General features: G+C 32.1%; 17 protein-coding genes. 4 read left to right on the top strand and 13 right to left on the bottom strand.

Features of this window, described 5'->3' with window-relative positions; translation table 11 throughout:
* Positions 1 to 78: 78 nt before the first annotated feature.
* Both V6C74_RS08625 and V6C74_RS08620 read right to left on the bottom strand, forming a co-directional pair.
* Positions 79 to 1251, bottom strand: coding sequence for an aminotransferase class I/II-fold pyridoxal phosphate-dependent enzyme (locus V6C74_RS08625; protein WP_002452911.1), 1173 nt, complete (start codon positions 1249 to 1251; stop codon positions 79 to 81).
* Between the two features lie 148 nt (positions 1252 to 1399).
* Positions 1400 to 2407: an acyltransferase family protein gene (locus V6C74_RS08620; protein ID WP_002452912.1), complete on the bottom strand. Its 1008-nt coding sequence runs from the start codon at positions 2405 to 2407 to the stop codon at positions 1400 to 1402.
* Positions 2408 to 2560: 153 nt separating this feature from the next.
* Here V6C74_RS08620 and V6C74_RS08615 point away from each other — a divergent pair, with 153 nt between their 5' ends.
* Positions 2561 to 2980: a MarR family transcriptional regulator gene (locus V6C74_RS08615; protein WP_002452913.1), complete on the top strand. Its 420-nt coding sequence runs from the start codon at positions 2561 to 2563 to the stop codon at positions 2978 to 2980.
* 218 nt (positions 2981 to 3198) lie between these two features.
* On the opposite strand, the gene V6C74_RS08610 is transcribed toward V6C74_RS08615, so the two are convergent.
* The 4 genes from V6C74_RS08610 to V6C74_RS08595 all read right to left on the bottom strand — a co-directional run bounded on the left by V6C74_RS08610 (position 3199) and on the right by V6C74_RS08595 (position 9746).
* Positions 3199 to 7077 (bottom strand): glucosaminidase domain-containing protein, encoded by a 3879-nt coding sequence (locus V6C74_RS08610; protein ID WP_103175557.1) that lies wholly within the window; start codon positions 7075 to 7077, stop codon positions 3199 to 3201.
* Positions 7078 to 7319: 242 nt separating this feature from the next.
* Entirely contained in the window at positions 7320 to 7745 is a 426-nt protein-coding gene (locus V6C74_RS08605) for a GNAT family N-acetyltransferase (RefSeq protein ID WP_002452916.1), read from the bottom strand.
* A gap of 198 nt (positions 7746 to 7943) precedes the next feature.
* The gene (locus tag V6C74_RS08600) at positions 7944 to 8414 is read right to left on the bottom strand and encodes a DUF2538 family protein (protein WP_002452917.1); all 471 of its coding nucleotides are present in this window, start codon (positions 8412 to 8414) and stop codon (positions 7944 to 7946) included.
* Between the two features lie 60 nt (positions 8415 to 8474).
* A complete protein-coding gene (locus tag V6C74_RS08595) occupies positions 8475 to 9746 on the bottom strand; it encodes an LCP family protein (RefSeq protein ID WP_002452918.1) in 1272 nt (423 codons plus the stop codon).
* Positions 9747 to 10182: 436 nt separating this feature from the next.
* On the opposite strand from V6C74_RS08595, the gene V6C74_RS08590 reads away from it, so the two are divergent.
* Both V6C74_RS08590 and V6C74_RS08585 read left to right on the top strand, forming a co-directional pair.
* Positions 10183 to 11835, top strand: coding sequence for a phospho-sugar mutase (locus V6C74_RS08590; RefSeq protein ID WP_002452919.1), 1653 nt, complete (start codon positions 10183 to 10185; stop codon positions 11833 to 11835).
* A gap of 31 nt (positions 11836 to 11866) precedes the next feature.
* Complete coding sequence (locus V6C74_RS08585) at positions 11867 to 13090, top strand: serine hydrolase (RefSeq protein ID WP_016898788.1); 1224 nt, start codon at positions 11867 to 11869, stop codon at positions 13088 to 13090.
* Positions 13091 to 13226: 136 nt separating this feature from the next.
* Here V6C74_RS08585 and rihC read toward each other — a convergent pair whose 3' ends face one another.
* From rihC to V6C74_RS08555, 6 genes are all read right to left on the bottom strand, one after another.
* A complete protein-coding gene (gene rihC, locus V6C74_RS08580; RefSeq protein ID WP_002452921.1) occupies positions 13227 to 14135 on the bottom strand; it encodes a ribonucleoside hydrolase RihC in 909 nt (302 codons plus the stop codon).
* Between the two features lie 150 nt (positions 14136 to 14285).
* Positions 14286 to 14576, bottom strand: coding sequence for a cytochrome aa3 quinol oxidase subunit IV (gene qoxD, locus V6C74_RS08575; RefSeq protein WP_002435478.1), 291 nt, complete (start codon positions 14574 to 14576; stop codon positions 14286 to 14288).
* On the bottom strand, positions 14573 to 15178 hold the full coding sequence (gene qoxC / locus V6C74_RS08570) for a cytochrome aa3 quinol oxidase subunit III (RefSeq protein WP_002435471.1): 606 nt from the start codon (positions 15176 to 15178) through the stop codon (positions 14573 to 14575). The genes qoxD and qoxC overlap by 4 nt, the downstream gene beginning before the upstream one ends.
* Positions 15168 to 17156 carry a cytochrome aa3 quinol oxidase subunit I gene (qoxB, locus tag V6C74_RS08565; protein WP_002452922.1) on the bottom strand — a complete coding sequence of 663 codons (1989 nt, stop codon included), beginning with the start codon at positions 17154 to 17156 and terminating at the stop codon, positions 15168 to 15170. Before qoxB ends, qoxC begins: the two co-directional genes overlap by 11 nt.
* Complete coding sequence (gene qoxA / locus V6C74_RS08560) at positions 17156 to 18280, bottom strand: cytochrome aa3 quinol oxidase subunit II (protein WP_002452923.1); 1125 nt, start codon at positions 18278 to 18280, stop codon at positions 17156 to 17158. Before qoxA ends, qoxB begins: the two co-directional genes overlap by 1 nt.
* A gap of 300 nt (positions 18281 to 18580) precedes the next feature.
* Positions 18581 to 18898: a DUF5011 domain-containing protein gene (locus V6C74_RS08555; RefSeq protein ID WP_002452924.1), complete on the bottom strand. Its 318-nt coding sequence runs from the start codon at positions 18896 to 18898 to the stop codon at positions 18581 to 18583.
* A 262-nt stretch (positions 18899 to 19160) separates the two neighbouring features.
* On the opposite strand from V6C74_RS08555, the gene V6C74_RS08550 reads away from it, so the two are divergent.
* Positions 19161 to 20306 (top strand): globin domain-containing protein, encoded by a 1146-nt coding sequence (locus V6C74_RS08550; protein ID WP_016898787.1) that lies wholly within the window; start codon positions 19161 to 19163, stop codon positions 20304 to 20306.
* 93 nt (positions 20307 to 20399) lie between these two features.
* On the opposite strand, the gene folD is transcribed toward V6C74_RS08550, so the two are convergent.
* The gene (gene folD / locus V6C74_RS08545; RefSeq protein WP_002452926.1) at positions 20400 to 21257 is read right to left on the bottom strand and encodes a bifunctional methylenetetrahydrofolate dehydrogenase/methenyltetrahydrofolate cyclohydrolase FolD; all 858 of its coding nucleotides are present in this window, start codon (positions 21255 to 21257) and stop codon (positions 20400 to 20402) included.
* Positions 21258 to 21270 lie beyond the last annotated feature (13 nt).

Below are 21270 nucleotides of genomic sequence, written 5' to 3'. Positions count from 1 at the left end.
CTTGATTGTAGAATATCAATCAAGTGGATTTTTGTATTTGTAAGTATTTTATTTAAAAATGAATTACCTTACAAGTAATTATTTCATCTTATCAGGATAATTTTGATTTAAATAATTTTCTAAGCGACGCATTCCTTCTTTAAGCATATCCATCTCATAAGCATATGAAATTCTAATATATCCTTTACCCATATCTGTAAATGATGATCCAGGAACCATTGCGACATGTGCTTGTTCTAATACATCTACACAGAAATCGAAGTCATTTTCAGTGAATTTTTTAATACTTGGGAAAATATAAAATGCGCCTTCCGGTTGAGCAGTTAATTCAAAACCAAGTGATTCAAGTTTATTTTTTAAATAATCGCGACGTTTAATGTAAGCATCGTTCATATATTGTGGTGCTTCTAATCCCTCGTTTAAAGCTGCAATACAAGCAATTTGAGCAGGTACATTTGCACAAATACAATTATACGCATGCATAAATGTTAACTTTTCAATTAAATATTCTGGGCCAATGAGGAAACCAATACGAATACCTGTAGCTGAATGAGATTTACTTAAACCACCAATAAGTAACAATTGATCACGAATCTCTGTGAATTCCGCAAAGGATGTATGGGTGCCTTTAAAAGTATTTTCAGCGTAGATTTCATCGCTAATGATAAAAAGATGTTTATCAACAAGTGTATTTACTATGGCTTTGACCTCAGAACGTTCAAGTATAACGCCAGTAGGGTTAGTAGGGTAGTTGAGTAAAATAGCTTTCGTTTTTTCTGTAATATGGCTATTAATGAGTTCGGGTGTCACTTTGAATTCGGATTGTGTAGTATCCATATAAATAGGTGTACCACCGAGTGTTTCAATCAATGGTATATAACCTGCATACACTGGACCAGGAATTAATATTTCATCACCAGGTTCAATCATACTTCTTAATGATGTATCAAGCGCTTCACTAGCTCCATTCGTAATAATAATTTCTTCTTCACTATATTCGAAACCGTATTTCTTTTTGAAATAATTACTAATTGCTTGTCGTGTTTCTGGGAGGCCTTTATTGTGGGAATAACTTGTCTTATCTTCTTTAATTGCACTGATATAAGCTTCTTTAACAACATCAGGCATTGGAAAATCTGGTTGTCCGATAGTTAAGTTCACACAATCATCAATGTGTTTCATTCTGTTTGAAAATTGACGTATACTTGGCGCTCTTAAAAATTTTGAATTTGTATTTAATGATAACTTCATTTTCGAAAAACACCTCTAAAAAAATACCAAAATGTAGTATTTGAATTGTTAAAATAGTCTCATAATTCTTTCAAATTATTACTATCATAACATATTTTGAGTACTACATTTCGGTATAAAAATACATCTATGATTAATAATTAGATTGTTAGTCTCTGAAATCAGCTGGTTTCCGTAAGTTGATAACAGGATTGGTCCATTTACACACAAATCTTGATGATAATACGAGTACGATGATTAGTGTAGTAATGATTAAGAATAAATAAGTGAATATTGAAATCGTATCTTTAAACGGATATATAGCAAAGCCTCTTAATACACCAATAACAATGCCATGTAATAAATATACAAACATCGTTCTTCGTCCTATATACGTGTAGAAGCGCTTCTTTTGCGATGTCAGATTTAAGAATGCCCCCATAGTGACTAGAATAATTATATAGTGTATTAAACGTTTAAATGGACTATACATATCGCCACCATGATTTTCGAGTGATATATAGGGTGAACTGCCTAGTAACCAATCACCATTAATAGGGTGTAGAACATATCCTATAAAGAAGCCTATAAGAATGATGATTGATATAGGTACCCATTTTTTATTTCTTAATTTCATTGTTTGTTCTTTAGTGACTAAATGGCCTATATAAAAGATAGGAAAGAAGACGATTGTTCTTGAAATACTCATATAACTATCTATATTACCTGAAAAACCCGCAAGCACAGAAACTAATATAGACACAGATAAAACAATATATGGATTGTATCTTCGTACAATCACTAATACAACATGGAAGAAGAATAGCGTGAGTAAGAACCATAGGGCAAAGACTGGATTAAATGGATCTAACTGTATAGCGTCTTCTTTGCCAGTTAAGTAATAATATATAGAAAAGAATGCGAAAAAAATGATATAAGGTACAAGTAATTTTTTAGCGATTTTCTCTAAATAATGTGGTTTATCAAGATTCTTCGCAAAATATCCCGAAATAAATAAGAACGTAGGCATATGAAAACTATAAATTAAAAGGTATAATGCTGATAAAAATTTATCTTCGGAAGTATAAGGTTGTAAAAGATGTCCAAAGACAACTAGAAATATTAAAAATGCTCGGGCATTATCGAAAAAATAATCCCTATCTTTGATAGCTGTCATAAAGCGTCTCCTTTTTCTCTAAATAGACTTATTATAATTTAGTATACTTTTAGGTAGATATGCAACGAATTTGTGCAAAGTGTATAATAGTATTGTATATTTTATAAATAAAGAATATAATATTAAAAACATTAAATAGTGGAGTAGAACAACATGTATAAACAACTTGAAAAACTTATAACACTCACAAATAATGATTTAAATTTAGTAAACAGACGTTTTGGACAACGCACAGATATAACCTCTGAACAGTTAGAATTATTACGTATTTTATATAATTATGATCGCTTATCACAGTATGATTTAACTATGAAGATTAGTAGAGAACAATCGATTGTCTCACGATGGATTAAAAAGCTTGTACTTAAAGGTTATATTACGAGTCAACAATCTCATGAGGACTTACGTTGCAAGGAGTTAATATTAACTGATGAGGCTCGTGCACTTATTCAACAAATTAATACAGCGAGATGTGAATTAATCGAAGCAAGATGCCAATGTTTAACACCTAAAGAAATAGAAAGTCTTAATCAATTATTAGATAAATTGAACAGTAGACATATTTATATTTAGTTTAGTAAATATTTTAATTTTTGCTTTAAAGTGCAATATACATTTAAACAAATATTTGACTAAAAAGGTAAGTAACTTATAAGTAATATTTTATTACTGATATAAGTTGCTTATTTTTTATATTCAAAGTGAGACGTATGTTAGATTTTAGATATAAAACGAAAAAAGGGCATCTCTTAGTTATTTTACTTAAGAGATGCCTTAGTATTAATTACTGTTTATTTATTATATTGTGGGATTTCAAAGTATTTACCAACTTCACCCATTTTATCGTAAAATCCTTTAATAACTTGAGCGTTTAAATTAGCCCAGTTAATATCTGTAGCATATTGATGTGTACCTGGATGTGCAGGGTTCCAACGCATTTTATAAAGCGTATTTTGTCCTGCTTTGACATAAGATTGACCGATAAATTTCGCTCCGCCAATAATAGCTTTCGATACTGAATCCCAACCAGCTTCTTTTGCATATTTAATACCCTCTACTAAAGGATTATTATCATATGCGCCTATACCAAATACGTTGTGATATTTTTTAGCTGATTTATTTGTGAATTTACCATTAACAATGTCTCCACCTTTAGCTAAATCAGAAGTACCATTGCCAGTTTCTATTAAAGCGTGAGATATTAAATAAATTTCATTAATACCATACTTTTTAGCTGCTTGGCTAAATGATGCGCCTTGTCCTTCCAGCACACCTTTACCTTCTAACAATTTATTAAGTGCTGAAACTGGTAAGTATTGTGGTTGATCTAAAAGTAAGAATTGATATTTATACTCATCGTCTTTAGCTAATCTAACAGGATCCATAGCATTTTTAATTTCATCATAATTCGCATCTTCCCATTTTCCTGCTGTTCTTTGAACTTGAGGGTTATAGTAAGAATTATTTTGAATATTTGCTGCTTTTGTTAAAGTCATACCAGTTCTAACGTATTTAATTGACTCTTTAGATAAGTCCGTTGGTTTAATCCATACATATTTACCATTTGTTAATTGACCATAATACCAAGTTACGCCATTGACTTGCATTTGTTTCGATACAATGAATGGTTGATTGTAATAAGAATTGAGTGAATAATGTGCATTATTCGCAAAGTCATTATAGTAGTACCCCTTATTATTATTAACAACAAATGTGTAATGATATGGAGTTGCTTGAGTATCATTACCGTTTTGAGTTAAGTCTTTTGCTGCAACCCAACCAGTTCTGCTATTAACAGTTCCGTATAAGAATAATTCTTTTCCAACATATACTGATTTAGAAGCTTTAAATGATTTGTTAGAAATCATGTTTGATGGAAGAAGTTGTTGATTCTTCGTACCCCAGGCAATAGAGTATAATCCGTCATTAGATGAATTAACTTTATATTGACCAGAAGATTTCGTTTGTTTACCAATGTTTTGGCTTGTGACATCTTTAATGTTTACCCAACCTAATGGTGTATTTTGTGTGCCATCTTGAAGTAAAACATAAGTGTTATTTCCTTCAGTACGTTGTTTGCTAACGATAAAGGTACGATTAGCATATTTAGCACCGCTCTTAGCTTTTTTATCATAAACAGATGTTCTGATGCCTGAATTATTAGCTTTAACTTGCGCTATTTTATTTATAGTTTGCGTCGTTGCACTTTGAGTTGCTTTAGGTGTTGATTGAGTTGAAGCAGCTCTATTTGCTGTTGTTACTTTAGTGTTCGTTGCAGCTTTAGATTGAGTTGGGGCAGTTAAATAATATTTACTTACCCAACCAGATTTACCGTTGACCGTGCCGTATAAATAAATAGCTTTGTCAATTTGTTGTTTTTTCGTAGCTTTGAATGTTTGGTTGCCAGAACCTGAAACTTTACTAGCTTCTTGATTAAATGTACCCCAAGGTACCGTATATAACTTAACGCCAGGTTTAATATTATAAGTTTCGTTCACTTTGACAGGTGATTTCGCTGTATTATACACAACATCACTTTGTTTAACCCAACCATATTTTTTGCCACTATTATAATCTTCAACAAGATAGAATTTATTATTACCTAAAGTCGCAGATTTAGTTACAGATAAAGTCTTTTGAGATTGGTCTGTAGAATGTCCTTTAGAATCATAGACTGTAGTATATAATCCACTATTGCTAGGTTTAATTTGAGCAACACCACTATTAGCACTTACAGTTAATTTATCGCTACTTGATGAAGAACTAGAACCACCTGATGGTTTAGTAGAGCTTGAAGAAGTAGTTCCCCAAGGTGCAACTTGTCCAGTTTTAATTAAGTATTTTTCATTAATTAAATCATAAAGTTCAGCATAGCTATAGTTATGATCTCTGAAGTATTGATGAGGGTCGGCGTGGTCTGTACCACCTAACCATCGGCTAATTGCATAGTGCGTCCACACTGTTCCTTGACCGTCATTTTCAGCACTATCTGGTTTTAAACCGTAATAAACAAGTTGAGTTGCAGCATAGTCTGCATAGTTATTCATAGAGCGTGCAAATGAAGCGTAATCGTGTGTATGGACGATTTCGACATTAATAAAGCGCTCGTTACCAGCTGGACCTGCACCCCAAGATAAATAGTCAGTTGGTGCAGTTTCAATAATTCTATTACCATCCACAAATGCATGTACAAATGCTGATTCATAATTGTTCTTCATAAAGTTAATTTCGCCATCAATTGTAGAATTATCGTTAGCAGTGTCATGTACAACGATACCCTCAGGACGACCTACACCATATCTATATCCATATTTAGGGAAATATGAAGTGTAGTTTTCTTCAATTTGAGGTGCTTTGAAATTATTTTTACGAATATAATCATTGATTGATGATTTAACTTGTGGCGTGTATTTAGGTAAAGAAGAAGTGGCTTTAGATGTAGTTTTCTTATTTACTGAATACATCATTCTAGGTTTAGTTACTGAACCGAATGTAGTCACTTTTTTATTATTACTAGAAGTGGCTTTTTCATTAGTTGATTGGTTTGAACGAGTTGTTGCGTTATTATTAGTAGCTTTCACACTAGGTGTTGTAGTTTTATTTGTTATTTCATTATTTTTAGTATTATTAGATTCAGTTTTAGGCTTCTGACTATTGTCGTCTTTAGCTTGAGCCGTTAATGATGCGATTTGAGGCTGTTTATCATTAGTAGCTCGAGTAGTTTGAGATTTTGCACCATTTGATTTTAAATCTTGAACATCAGTTGTATCTGTATCTTCAGTAGTGTCATCATCATAGTCAAAATTATAACCTGATTTATTAGTGTTACTTACTTTAGTACTTGATTGTTCAGTTTTTTCATCACTTGATTGCTGATGATTAGAATTTTTAGTTGTTTGTTCATCAGAATTACTTGATGTAGTAACAGTAGTCTCGTTATTTTCATCATCATCAACTTGGTTTGATGATGATTGAGTAGCATCTGACTCCTTGTTTTTAGTACCTTGCGTTTGAGCTGTATCTTGGTCGTTTGTAGATTGGTTATTTACTTGTTGATCATCATTTGAACTTGAATTATCAGTATTTGATGGCTGAGTTGCTTCTTTAGATTGTGAAGTAACCTCATTTTTATCTGAAATAGATTCACTGTTTTGTTGATCAGGTTGTGAAGCATCTTCACTATTATTTGGTTTTAAGTCTTCTTTAGTTGAACTATTAGTTGCTTCTTGTGCTTGTTGTTCAGATTGTGAATTTTCATTATCAGCATCTTGCGTGTTAGCGACTTCTGTATTAGAAGTTGTTTCGTTAGCATCTTGAGTTTGTTGTTCTTTTTGAGTTGAATTGTTCGATTGATCTTGAGAAGTTTTACTTGAAGAATCGTTTAATTCATCTAGTGAGGCATCGTATGTATTAGAAGTAGAATCATCATTTGATTGAACTTTTGTAGGATCTTGATAAGTTTGAGTTCCTGACACATTTTGCGCTGGTTGAGAGACCTTCTCTTTAGCTTGTTCAGCTTGTTTAAGAGCGGTTTGGTCATCCAATACGTTTTTATTGTTTGTTTGATCTTGAGTATTTTCTGCGGCGTGTGCGTGGTGAGCAGTGAAGGCAGTTCCAAATAACGTTAATGCAACCATTGACGGCAATTTGTAATTGAATTTCTTCGTCATATTTTTATTTATTCCTCATAATATTTTATTTTGTACCAATTATAATATTAGTTGTAATATCTGTATTACTTTTAACAGTTTTGTAATCAAACTTTAACGTATACGAGTTGATAAATATTTTATTGTTTTTACCGTTAAAGCATTGGTTACGCGTTTTCTATACATTTTCATAAGTGTAAAATGAATATTAAATATTACATTTTTAAGTTTGTGCAAAGTTGAAAATTGAATATAAAAAGTTGTTATATTGATTTATTCATTCTGACGTGTTCAATATTTTCTTCAATAAATGTCTCCCCAATTGCTTTGTAACCTATTTTTTCATAAAAAGCTTGCGCTTGTGTTTGAGCATGCATGGTTAATTTATCGAAGTCTAAATCTTTAGCTATTTCTTCAATAGATTTCATTAATAGTTTGCTGTAACCCAATCCTCTATTTTCTTTAGTGATAGCTACACGTTCTACTTTTCCTAACTTTGTATTAAGAGGTCTAAATCTAGCTGTAGCAAACGGATCACCATCTTTTGTATAACCGATTACGTGATATGATAATTCTTCATATTTATCTATTTCATTTTCTTCAGGGACGTTTTGTTCTTTAACGAAAACTTTTTTTCTTATCATAAAACAATCATTTAACATTTCTTGATTAATTACTTTTTTAAACATTTAAAACCTCCAATATCTCTAATAATTCCCAATTTCATGTAAATAAATCACAAATTGAACAGATTATTGTTAAATTTTTTCATTCTAAGAAATGGTTCATCAAAGAAAGACAACTTTTTCATTAAAAAACCGCTAACAAAGATAAATACAATGTTAGCGGATAGGTAAAGTTATATAAAAATACTTTGATTATAAATTTTATAGAGCTTCTTTTCGTACAATGGCGCAATATTGCCAAAAAATTCTTAATTGCGCGATATTCCAGTTGTTCATGCCCATTGTAAAACCAGATGGTTTAAATAAGGTAACGTCAGTCACTTCGAGCGCAGCAGCAATTAAGTATTGTAAAGGCACGCTAATACTTTTCATAGTTTCAGTAATGCCATTCTCATCATAAACCCATGTAAAAGGTAAGTCAGATTCGAATACATCTACTTTGTTGAAAATCTCAGGAAGGGCGACAATGTAACAAGCGCCGTCTACGACTGGATTATCTAAACTATTTTTATAATAAACGAGTAACGCTTCGTAATTTTCTCTATGCTCATGATTAACATAGAAGAATTCATTACGAAATAGGGCCATGTCTTTACTATGAATAATTTGTTGTTCCAACATATTAAACATGCCATTTATGTTAGCGACTTTTTCATATGTTTTGCGGCTCATTGTATAAGCTCCTCTCCGTATTATATAACTGTGATGATTAACATAATCATTTATAAATGATTATTGTACACTCATATTAGCCTCATCATTTAAAGTGCTATTTTGCTCATTATTTTGTTGATATTGATTTTGGTAATTATTGTCATCAGTAGTTTGATTATTATTTCCTGTATCTTCTTGATCATAATTTTGATTATTGTTATTCTCTGTTGCATTATTTGAACTATCATTTGTAGTGTCATTATTATCGTTATTATCGTTGTTGTTATCACTAGTTGTATCTTTTTGATTATGACGTAACAAACTATCACTTAATTCTGTTAATGGTACGAGTGAACCATAATGTTCAATAACTCTATGATCTAAAAAGTCATCTTTATCTGTTATTTTAGATAAGCCTAAATCAGAGCGCAAGACATTTGAATATTTCATAATACTTTTAACGCTTGGATTATAATAATAAATACCATCTAAATAATCGTCTTTACCTTCAAGTTGAGATGTTTTTATATCAGTACTGCCTGTAAGATACATCTTGGCTAATGATTGAATTTCCTTTTTAGTAAGATTATGTTTAGCATTTTTACCCACGATTTCAACTACATTGTCTAATTTATCAATTGAATCTAGACTTTGGGCTTTTTGGAAAAGAATTTTAATTAAGTCCATTTGTCTTTGACCGCGTTTTAAGTCTGAATCGTGATGTCTTGTTCGTGCTACGGCTAAAGCTTGGTCACCATTTAGCTTTTGATAACCTTTTTTAATTTTAATTCTGCCGGTATCGTCACTATTTGGTTCGTTTAAATTATAAGGTACATCATAGTAAATACCGCCTAACTCATCAACGGCTTCAACAAATGCTTTCATATTAATTCGAACATAATAATCTACTGGTACATTCATCGTTGCTTCTACAGAGTCCATTGCAGCTACAGGACCACCGTAAGCATGAGCGTGAGTGATTTTATCGTAATAACCAACTTTTGGTATATAACTAATTGTATCGCGTGGAATACTTAACATTCTAATTTGATGTTTCTTTTGATTAAATGTTGATAAAATCATTGCATCTGATCTAGAGTGTTCAATACTTTGTCCGTTCTTTTCTCTGCCTTCATTATCATCTATTCCTAAAAATAAAATAGAAATAGGTTGCTTTTCAGGATTTACTTTTGAATCTCTTAAAGTGGATTGACGTTGTGCATTATGTTGATCTTGAGATTTTTCAAAAGCAGATTCTGAACTTTTATATAATTGAGTAGCAAATATGATTGGAACGACGACAAGAACGAATGTTAATAATATTAAAAAATACTTTAAAAATTTGTTCATCGTAAGTGCTCCTATATTATTAAAATTTATATTTATGTTTTGAAATTTGTGTATAATTTTTTCATGCGTGATCACTTTTGTATTTATGCACTATAGCCTTAAATTGTATTACTTTATAAGCAAAATTACAACTCATAGCTTTATATTAATTTTACAATCTTAAAACTAAATTTACATTATTTTTCTATAAGTTTGAAAATAATTTCGTACAAAATCCTTTATGGTACTAAAGTGCTATAGAATTATTTTTAAATAAGCGTATTATCTAATTAAAGTGATTTATCTATGTCATTAAGTTATAATAATGCATAGCTAATCAAATACATAAAATATGTAAAAATATATTTTGAATACAATTTCAATTATCAAATTTTCACCATAGACTCGACGTGCTACTTTCCTTTAAATTGATTGTTTATAAGAAAGGAGATTACTAATGAAACAAGAATGGATAAAGCGCTTGGATGAAAGTTTAATTCAATCGTTTTATGAGCAACAAAATGATAGAGAAATAGAAGAAGGATTAACAACACAGTTATCTTTTGGGACTGCTGGAATTAGAGGAAAGTTTGGCATTGGTCCTGGTAGAATGAATGCTTTCACGGTAAGAAAAGTAGCTTTTGGCTTAGCAAAATTTTTAAAAGCAAACTGCAATGAAGCAACTATTGTTGTTTTTTATGATTCTAGATTACTTTCAGAAGCATTTTCAAAAGAATTATCTACAATTTTAGCTGATAATGAAGTTAAAGTTATCACTGCTGAAAGTTATAAATCTACACCTGAACTTTCTCACGCCATAAGGTATTATGGAGCTGATGGTGGAGTAATGATAACCGCAAGTCATAATCCCAAGAATTATAATGGTATCAAAGTTTATAACGAATATGGCGGACAATTATTACCTAAAGACTCTGAAATTTTAAGTAGTTATATAGACGAAATTGAAAACCCATTAGATATTGAAATCGGTAGCTTTGATAAGTTAGTGACTGAAGATCAAATTAATTTCGCAAGCAGTGATGTTAGAAATAATTACATTGATGAAGTTATTAAAGCTACGGGAAACATTGAAAAAAAGAATGCAAAGACAGTATTAACGAGTCTACATGGAACAAGTTTACCTATTGTTTCTGATATTTTAGATCAACTGAATTATGATAATTATGTCATTGCGCAATCACAGTCTATTCCAGATGGAACATTTCCAACGGTAAATAGTCCTAACCCTGAGAATGAATCAGCATTTGAAGTAGGGAAGCATCTCGCTGAAGAGAGTGATGCCCAACTCATTATTGCTACTGACCCTGACGCGGATAGATTAGGGATTGTAGAACGTTTAGGCAATGGAGAATATAAATTTTTCAATGGTAATGAACTAGGGCTTATATTAATGAAATTAAGATACCAAGATTTAATTGATGCTTCATATGAAGATTTATATATCGTTAAGTCCATAGTAACTAGTGAATTAAGTGAACAATTGGCGGATGTTTTAAATGTTAAAGTCTATAATGTGCTTACAGGATTTAAGTACATCTCAGAAATTTTAAATGATAAGAGCCACTCTAAAGAAAAGTTATTGTTAGCATTTGAAGAAAGTAACGGTTATATGGCTAAACCATTTGTAAGAGATAAAGATGCTATTCAAATCGTACCTTTAATCATCAAATATAAAAATTTACTTTACGCAAATAATATCACTTTAAAAGATACGCTTGATGATATTTATCGTACTATCGGCCATTATCATAGCATTAATTTAAGTCCTGTATTTGAAGGTGCAGAAGGGCAGCATAAAATAGAGGAAATTATAAATTCATTCAGAAATAAGACAATTCATCAAGTATGTGGGTTAGATGTAAAAGCCATTGAGGATTATCAATTAGGTACAATTGAAAACATTGAAAGTGGAGAAAAAGATGCCACTTATTTACCTAATACAAACTTAATACGTCTCATATTTGATGAAGGTTTTATAGCTATTAGGCCATCTGGTACAGAGCCTAAAATTAAGATATATTTTTCACTAAATGTGAATAATATTGAAAATTTAATTAAAGAATTTAAAGAGACATATATTGAATATTAAAGACTTGAATGTGTGAGGCTAACAAGAGAAAATGAAACTTAATAAATTTAAAATTATCTTTTTTATAATCGTACTAGTTATATTGATTGTATTAGTTGGAATATTAGGATTTAAATGGAGTAAACATCATGAAGTAGAAACGCGAGTATTGAAGAATCAAAGTGATAACACAAATTATATTGAGAAGAGAGATAAGTCAGTTAAAGCGCCTAAGAAGTTAAAAACAGTAGTCGATAAGAAGGAACCTATGTATGGTCAAATCGACAAGTATTTAAAAGAGACACATTTTAATGGTACAGTTGCTGTTTTTGATAATGGTAAGTTAAAAATGAATAAAGGATATGGCTATAAAGACATTGAGAAAGGTAAGAAGAACACTGCCAATACAATGTTTCTTATTGGTTCTTCTCAAAAATTTACAACAGGTTTAATGCTTAAACAATTAGAGCTAGAACATAAGGTGGATTTAAATGCACCTGTAACGAAATATTTACCATGGTTTAAAACTGATAAAGAAATCACAATTAAAGATTTAATGTTACATAAAAGTGGATTATACAAATACGAAGCTTCAACAAACATTAAAAATTTAGATCAAGCAGTTTTATCAATTCAGAAACGCGGAATCGATGATGAAATTTATCATAAACATAGTTATAACGATGCAAACTATTTAGTTCTAGCTAAAGTAATTGAGAAGGTAACAGGTAAACCTTATGTACAAAATTATTACAATCGACTTGGCAATAAATTTCACCTAAAGCATTCTGCATTTTACGATGAAAAACCATTACAAAATGAAATGGCTAAAGGTTATAAATTTAAAAATAACTCATTTTCATTCCTACGTCCTAATGTACTAGATCAGTATTTTGGTGCAGGGAACTTATATATGGCACCTTATGACATGGGCAAACTTATTCATATTTTACAACAAGATAAGATATTTAGTTCTAATGTGACAAATCCAATGTTACATGAATTTGGTACTGAAGAGTATCCTGAAGAATATCGATATGGTTTCTATGTAACACCATATCTTAATAGAGTGAATGGCGTGTTCTTTGGTCAAACATTTACAGCTTACTTCAATGACCGCTATATTGCTATATTAGGTACAAACATTAAAAACACTAATGGATTCGTACCAAATGAAGACAAAATGAAGCATATTTTCTATAATATACTTAATCAAAAGAAACCTTATAACACACCAGGTGTTAAAGTTCATGATAAACATCATATAAATCAATAGCTATTCGTCTAGAAGGGCGAGTGCGTTAGAAATAAATGCACATATTCAATAAAAATGTCGTTTGCTAATATAAAAACAGACTGAGATATTAATCTTATCTCAGTCTGTTTTTTTAAATAGTTAAATCATAATCTTACTATTTACAATAATTCAATGCGTCTAGGAATAAATCTTCATAACCTTTATCTACAGGTGAGAGTACAACTGTACAATTAGGATAATGAGATTCAAAATCTACAACAGTTGCGCCTTTAGTGTATTGACCAGCTAATTCTATTTGAACATCTGCCTCTTTAACATTAAATGCTTGCGGTTGCAGTAAATAAAGTATTGTAAACACATCATAAATTTTAACGCCATATTCGAAGTCTTCGCTTCTATAATGTTGAAATAAATCATGTAACATATGACCTGTTTCATTTTGATTTTTAAAGCTTTTAACGAAATCATGAGAAAACATGGCTTCTCTAGCTAAGTCTAAACCTATCATTGTTAGGGGCAAACCAGAGTTAAATACCACTTGTGCGGCTTCTGGATCACAATAAATATTAAATTCTGCTAAAGGAATGACATTCCCTCTTCCTGTACTACCACCCATAAGGACAATTTCTTTAATGTAATCAGTTACTTCGGGATATGTAGAAAGGAGTATCGCTATATTAGTCAATGGACCAATTGCAATGATAGTTAAAGGGTCATCGCTTTTAAGAATTGTCTCTTTCATAGCTTCAACAGCGTGGGTAGACGCCAAATCCTTTTCAGCAATAGGGGGAAAGTCATAGCCATCCATACCAGATTCGCCATGAACTGGGGCAGCGTCAACAATTTCATTTAATAAAGGTTTTGATGCACCTCTATGAACAGGAACATCACTATTAAAGAAATGTTTAAGCTTTAGGGCATTTGCAGTAGTTTTCTCGATTCCCACGTTGCCATTCACAGTAGTAATCATCTTTACATCAAAATCTGGGTGACACAGACCCAAACTAATTGCTGCAGCATCATCTATTCCTGGATCAGTATCAATAATAATTGGGGTTGCCATTGTATCAATTCTCCTTTTAAAAAATGAATTTCCCATTAAGCGTATCATTGTATCATCATAATTTCGACAATAAAAAAGCAAGCTAACACATATATGTTAGCTTGCGAGTAGATTAACTAAGCCATGAGCTTGATAATCTTTATCTCAGTTTTATAAGTGGTGAGAGTGACCACCTTGCATTACCCAATAAGTACCGATAACGATAGCTAGAGTAATGATAATTGCGAAGATAACTTTGAATGATTGAACTCGACCATCTTTACCTTCAGTTAAGTGCATGAACATTAATAATTGTACTGCAGCTTGAATAAAAGCAAAACCAAAGATAATTGTTACCTTAGCGTGGAATGTCATTGAAGTGTATAGTGTTACGAAAACTGCTAAAAGCGTTAAAACAATTGAAGCAATAAAACCGACAGTATGTTTTACGATTGTATTCATCCGCTATACACCATCCCTATCATATATACGGCAGTGAAGATGAAGATCCAAACAACATCTAAGAAGTGCCAATATAAACTTACTATAAATAATTTAGGAGCATTGTAAGAATCTAAACCGCGAGTTCCGATTTGGATTAATAAACAAATGATCCAAACAATACCTACTGATACGTGACATCCATGCGTACCTAATAGGATGAAGAAACTAGACCAGAAGGAACCGATAGTAGGGTTTACTCCTTCTTGTGCATAGTGTGCGAATTCGTAAATTTCAAAACCTACGAATACAAGCCCTAATAATACAGTGATAATCATCCAAATCATCATTAAGTTTTGTTTCTCTTTACGCATGTAGTAAATTGCAATACCACAAGTGTAAGAACTTAATAATAATGAGAATGTCATAATTAGTACAAGAGGCAATTCAAATAACTCTGTAGTCATTTTGTGAGCGTAATCGCCACCATGTTGCAATGTTAATAACGTTGCGAATAGGGTACCGAATAACGCGAATTCAGCTGTAAGGAAAATCCAGAAGCCAAGTTTATTTAATTCGCCTTCATGACTACGTGAATCGATTGTATTAGTATCATGACTCATGACTTACAGCCTCCCTTTCTTTAATACGAGCTTCTCTTAAACGTTTCTCAGTTTCTGCAACTTCAGAAGCATGGATATGGTAACCATGGTCAATTTGGAAACTTCTCCAAATCATAGTTCCGAAGATACCTGCTAAGCAGATAATTGCAGGAACGAGTGTTTCAAAGATTAAGAAGAAACCACCGATTGTAAAGAAGATACCCATCCAGAAACCTACTGGAGTATCGTTAGGCATATGAATATCTTTGTAATTATGGTTGTCTAAGTAGTGACGACCATGTTCTTTCATGTCAACAAACGTATCGTAGTCATTCCAATCTGGAGTGATTGCAAAGTTGTATTTAGGTGGAATAGCTGAAGCTGTAGACCACTCTAAAGTACGACCAAGTCCATCCCAGTTATCACCAGTTGCTTCACGTGGTGCTTTGATATGAGCATAAACGATACTTGCAACTAAGAATAGGAAACCAATTCCCATTAATAATGCACCGATAGTTGAGATGAAGTTTAGTAACCACCAACCATCAGAAGGCATGTAAGTGTATAAACGACGTGGCATACCATCTAATCCGAGTACGAATTGTGGTAAGAAACAAACGTTAAATCCAATCATGAATAACCAGAAGCACCATTTGTTTAATGTTTCGTTTAATTTGTAACCCATCATTTTTGGATACCAGAAGATTAAACCAGCTAAGCAGGCAAATACTACACCAGTAACCAATGTATAGTGGAAGTGGGCTACTAAGAAATAAGTGTTGTGATATTGATAGTCAGCAGATGCCATCGCTAACATTACACCAGTAACCCCACCTAATAGGAAGTTAGGGATGAATGCTAGTGAGAATAACATAGGTGACTCGAATGTAAGTCTACCTTTATACAATGTTAGTAACCAGTTAAATAATTTAACACCGGTTGGAACACCGATTAACATTGTTGAAATTGAGAAGAATGAGTTGATTAATGCACCATTACCCATTGTGAAGAAATGGTGAACCCAAACTAAGAAACTTAAGAACGCGATACCTGCAGTCGCCCAAACCATGCTTTGGTGACCGAATAGGCGTTTACGTGCGAAAGTTGGAATAATTTCAGAGTAAATACCGAATGCTGGCAAGATAACGATGTATACCTCAGGGTGCCCCCATACCCAGAAGAAGTTTGCCCATAACATTGGCATACCGCCATCTGCTACTGTAAAGAAGTGTGTTCCGAACACTCTATCTGTTGTCATTAAAGCTAATGCTACTGTTAAAACAGGGAAAGCTAAAATGACGATAAGTGTAGTAATAAATGTTGTTACAGTAAACATTGGCATTTGCATAAACTTCATTGTAGGAGTTTTACATCTAAGTATTGTTACAAAGAAGTTAATACCAGTCATTAATGTACCAAGACCGGAAATTTGAATTGCAACTAAGTAATAGTTGACTCCTGGTCCAGGACTAAATTCACCAGCAAGTGGTGCATAGTTAGTCCAACCTGCAGCTGGAGATCCACCTACGATAAATGATAGGTTGAATAAAATCATACCAGCAAAGAATAGCCAGAAACTAACGTTGTTCATTACAGGGAAGGCAACATCACGTGCACCGATTTGTAATGGAACTACGATATTCCATAAACCAAAGATGAAAGGCATCGCCATGAAGATAATCATGATTACACCGTGCGTACTGAAAATTTCATCATAGTGGTTTGCTTCCAAGAATTTATTATCTGGAATAGTTAATTGAGTACGAATTAATAACGCGTCAATACCACCACGTACGAACATTAATACGGCACAGATTAAATACATTACACCGATTTTTTTATGGTCTACGGATGTGAACCATTCTTTGTATAGATATTTCCATAATTTAAAATAGCTAATTACTGCGATAAGTCCGATAACTAAGAATGGGGCAGCAATTTGCGCCATGATAATCATCCAGTTACCTTTAACGAGTAATTCATCCCATGGAAAATTCATTAATGTCCACCTCCATGATCATCATGTTCTTTTTTTTGAAGTTTAGACGCATTTTCGTCTTTTGCTCCCTTAGAAATTTTTTCCATTTCTTTAGAGTTATGGTCCTCTTCTTTTTTGAACTCACTGTCATATTTTTCATTGTTGCCGAGAATCATAGGTTTCATACCATGACGTTCATAGTTCGCGTTTGTAACTTTAACCTTACGAGCTGGTTTAACAGGTTTATCTTTTACATCTTTATAAAGATCTTTTTCATCAGTGAAGTTAGGATCTTTTTGAACGAAATTATAACGTTTATAAGCGTAGAAGATATATTCTGGATCAGCCGCTGGGTCAACAAACGCCATATGAGTACCATTGAATGTTAATTCTTTATTTGGTGTGCTTGGTAAGAGTTGTTTATCAAATGTATCTTGATTTAATGTTTTCTTACCTTTAGCTTCTTTAACCCATTTATCGAAATCATTTTGGCTTACAGAGTGAACTTTAAATGTTTGACGAGCGAATCCGTCACCATTGAAGTTTGAGTTACGACCTCTGAATGTACCTAATTGATCTGCTGTTAAAGTCCAATTCATTGTCATACCAGTCATAGCATATTTCTGACCACCTAATTGTGGAATCCAGAAACTTGTCATAGTATCCATAGCTTGAAGCTTGAATACGACTGGACGATCTTTAGGAATTGTTAAAGTATTAACAGTCTCGATGTGTTGATCTGGGTAAGCAAAGAACCATTTGTAACCAGCACTTACTGCGTATACCACAAGTGGGTCTTTGTCTTTTTGAGGTGGTTTCTCATAATCATATAATGTTTTAACTGTTGGTACAGCTAAAGCAATAACGATTAGGATAGGTACCACAAACCAAATTGTTTCTATTAAAGAATTGTGGTGCATCTTGCCTGAGACTTCATTCTTATTATAACTATACTTATAAATAAAGAATGCAAACATGGCAAGCACAACGACAACAATAACAAGCATGAAGATGATTGAGTAGATGATCAAGAACTTCTGACTACTTGCTACTGGCCCTTTTGCATTAAAAACTTCTATATTTGAACAGCCACTAAGTAAAATTAGTGTGCCAAATAATAGAAGCAAAGACTTAAATTTTGACACTTTTTTTAACCTCCTAATACTACAAATGTAGGGCTTACCACTAATTTTAGTTTATTACACAATATTTACAAGTACCTGTAAAAAAAAATTTGTTGTTATATGTAAAGAATAAGCATTGATATAAGGTATGACGGGGATTTTAAGATTTGTTAAAATTATGTGTACATTTTGTGAAATTAGACAAATTTAACAAAATTGCATGTAATACAACTTATGTATTGAGAAGTGTTATCAATTAAAGGGTTGAGAGGGTTTTTAAATAAAAAAGTTGAGAAAATTCTCAACTTTAATTAGGAAGTTTTATTTTACTTCAATATATCTAGTAGATGTTTGTTCTGCTCCATCAGAGTCAGTTACTATATATTTCACTTCATATTTTCCAGCTTTAGATGTATCTACCTGACCGTCAACTTTGATTTTATGAGTTAAGTCACCATCTTCTTTATCATATGCGCTTATACCTTTTAATAAATTATAATCTTGGCCTTTTTCGATGACAATGTCATTGACACCTCGTAATTGAGGTTCAGTATTAGTTGTCGCTTCTGCATTTAAATTAGGTGTAACTAAGGTAGCTGAAACGCCAAGCGCTGATAATGACTGTAGTAATTTGTTCATAACTTAACCTCCGTCTGATAGTCATCTATGATTTAAATCTAATATACTTTATATTTAAGATTTATACATCATACTATGGTCTTAATATACCCCAGTATTAATAAAAATTAAATATATTTTAAGTAAATTTCATTAAAGATTATGTAAATTGAAAGTTTTGTGAAGGTTTTAGCATTTTATTTATTTTTTAGAAAAATAGGAATAGAATTAACTTGTAATAAATTAATAGGCCTTTTAAAACCTTTATGTGGGAGTGGAAATGATGTTAACTGAAAAAGAAAAAAGTATCATTAAAGAAACTGTGCCTGTATTACAGGATAAAGGTGAAATAATTACATCACATTTTTATAAAAGAATGTTTAAACAACATCCTGAATTGAAGAATATGTTCAATCAAACGAACCAACAAAAAGGTCTTCAATCAACAGCACTTGCGCAAAGTGTTTTGGCTGCAGCCGTAAACATTGAACATTTGGAAAATATTATGCCAGTAGTTAAAGAAATCGCATATAAACACTGTGCATTACAAGTTCCACCTGCTGGATATGATATCGTTGGTGAAAATCTAATTGAATCTATCAAAGAAGTAGTAGGATTAGATGATGATCATGAAATTATTAAGACATGGAAAAAAGCATATCAAGATATCGCTGATGTTTTTATTTCAGTTGAACAAGACATTTATAGTCAAATGGCTTGGGACGGTTTCCAACCATTTAAAATAGAAGAAATTAATCAAATTTCTTCAGATATTAAGTCTTTCACAGTTGTTTCTGATAAACATGATTTAAGTCAATTTGTTCCAGGTCAATATATTACTGTAGATGTAAGTAGTGAAAAGATGCCTTATCGTGCTAAACGTCACTATTCAATAGTAAAAGGTGATAAACAACATCTCACTTTTGCAGTTAAACGCGATGTGACAACTGAGCATGAAGGAGAGGTTTCTACTATATTACATGATGAGTTAGCTGAAGGCGATTCAATTAATTTATCTGCACCAGTTGGTCCATTTAAAGTTGAAAACCTAAATAATGAACAATTATTCTTAGGATCTGGAATTGGGGTTACGCCTTTAGTACCTATGTTCAATGAAGTTGTTACAAATGGTTCTAAAGCACAATTTATTCAAGTTACTAATGATGTGAACGATGTACCTTTTGAATCATTAATAAATGAAATTGCTAGTACTAAAGAATCTGTTAATTATCAACTCCATGATAAAAACTCAGAAGGCTATTTAGATACTGAAAAACTTAGAGCCTATATTAATGAAGAAACAGAAATTTATATTTGTGGAGGCACTCACTTCCTACAATCTATTATTAAAGCATTAAAAGAAATGAATGTTGATACAAGTAAAATTCATTATGAAACATTTATTCCAAAATTAAGTGTAACTGTATAAGATAATGAAGAAACCATCTCAGTATTAAAACAAGTACTGAGATGGTTAATTTTTTATATCATTCAAAAGTGAAGATTTAAAGAGCTTGAAGATTTATTCAATACCTCTGCGCATTTTCTCTGCTATGAGTGTATTATTGAGTACCATAGTAATTGTTAGTGGGCCTACTCCGCCAGGAACAGGTGTAATAGCTCCAGCTATTTCTTTTACTTCTTCATATTCTACATCGCCTTTTAATTTGCCATTTTCATCAGGTGTATTACCAACATCAATAATCACTGCACCTTCTTTAACTACGTCTTTAGTAACAAGACCAGGTTTACCTACCGCACTGACAATAACGTCAGCGTCTTTTAAGTGTTTACTCATATCTTTAGATCGTGAATGTAAAATAGTTACAGTCGCATTTTGTTGTAATAACAATTTTGAAACAGGTTGACCAACAATATGACTTCTACCAATTACGACCGCATGTTTCCCTTCTAAATTAATATCCGCATGTTTTAAAATTTCCATGATTCCTAACGGTGTACAAGGTACAAAAGTTTGTTCATCTATATATAGTTTACCAATATTTGAAGGGTGGAACCCATCTACGTCTTTGTCAGGGTTAATAGATTCTAAAACTTTTTGTTCGCTCACTTGTTTAGGTAGAGGAACTTGAACAAGAATTCCACTTACTGAATCATCGTTGTTAAGTCTATCTAGCTCTTTTAAAACATCTTCTTCTGATGTTGATTCATCTAAATGAGCAATTTCGGAAATCATTCCTATTTTTTCAGCGGCTTTCTTTTTAGACTTTACATAACTTTGACTTGCGCCGTCATTACCAACTAATATAACTGATAATTTTGGAGTGAAACCACGTTCTTTTAATGCTTCAACTTGTTCTTGTAATCCTTGACGATATTCCTTTGCTATTTGTTTTCCATCTAAAATTTTAGCAACCACTTAAAACTCCTCC

It is taken from the genome of Staphylococcus capitis subsp. capitis (genome assembly GCF_040739495.1).
GTDB lineage: Bacteria > Bacillota > Bacilli > Staphylococcales > Staphylococcaceae > Staphylococcus > Staphylococcus capitis.
This window is presented reverse-complemented; position numbering and strand designations above follow the sequence as displayed.